This is a genomic window from Neisseria sp. P0021.S007 (genome assembly GCF_051956855.1).
In genome coordinates this window covers 1-886 of the sequence record NZ_JBQCXA010000256.1, presented here as the reverse complement: position 1 = coordinate 886, position 886 = coordinate 1, and the positions used below count along the sequence as shown (strand labels likewise).

Genomic DNA, 886 nt, shown 5'->3' with positions numbered 1-886 from the left:
ATTTTATGGTAATAACTATACAGGATGGAATAGGGTTGGACACGAGAGTTCAAATTGAGATTCAAGAAGCATCAATTAGAAAAATTGTAACTGAGTGGATTGAATAAGCAAGTCTAGCCAACAAGGCGCCGTCCTCTTGTCCGTTGAAGCCGGTTTCGGCTTTAAATCCGCCGGCAAAGAACAAAACCAAAACTACCGCCAAAGCCGGCAAAGCAGCCTGAAAGCCGGCGGCGACATCAATATCCGCAGCCACGAGGGCGACATTACCGTCCAAGGCAGCAACATTACCGCGGGCGACACCATCCGCCTCGATTCCGCACGCGACATCCGGCTGCAGTCGGCCCAAGACAGCCAACATCAGGACGGCAAAAACCGCAATGCCGGCGTACAGGTCGGCGTCGGGGTTTCCGTTGGTGCCCAAACCGGCGTCTATATCTATGCCGAAGCCGCCTACGGCAAAGGCAAAAACCGTTCGGACAGCCAAACCCATCAAAACACCCTGCTGCAATCGGACAAACTGCAGCTCAGCAGCAAGGGCAATACCGTGCTGAATGGTGCCCAAGCCCATGCCCGACGCATCGACGCCGAAGTCGGCGGCACACTGCACATCGAAAGCCCGCAGGACACTGTCGAACAGGAAAGCAAACAAAGCGGCGGCGGCATCCGCGCCTAAGTCGCGCTCGGTACCGCATGGAGCGTATCCGGCAACTACAACCAAAGCAAAGCCAGCGGCCACAGCCGCAGCGAAAGATATTAGGATCAACCAACAGCAGGTAAACAACCAAATGTGCCGGGTAGGGATCTGCCGCCCGGATGTCCAAGCCACCTTGCGTGATTCTAATAAACGAATTTATATCGAATACGATCGCGCCAGTTCGAACCGTGG

At 54.6% G+C, this 886-nt stretch carries 1 protein-coding gene; it reads left to right on the top strand.

All coding sequences use genetic code 11. The features are described from left to right. Positions 1-136 precede the first annotated feature (136 nt). Positions 137-673: a hemagglutinin repeat-containing protein gene (locus ACTHUR_RS12645; protein ID WP_440398834.1), complete on the top strand. Its 537-nt coding sequence runs from the start codon at positions 137-139 to the stop codon at positions 671-673. The last annotated feature ends 213 nt before the right edge of the window (positions 674-886 follow it).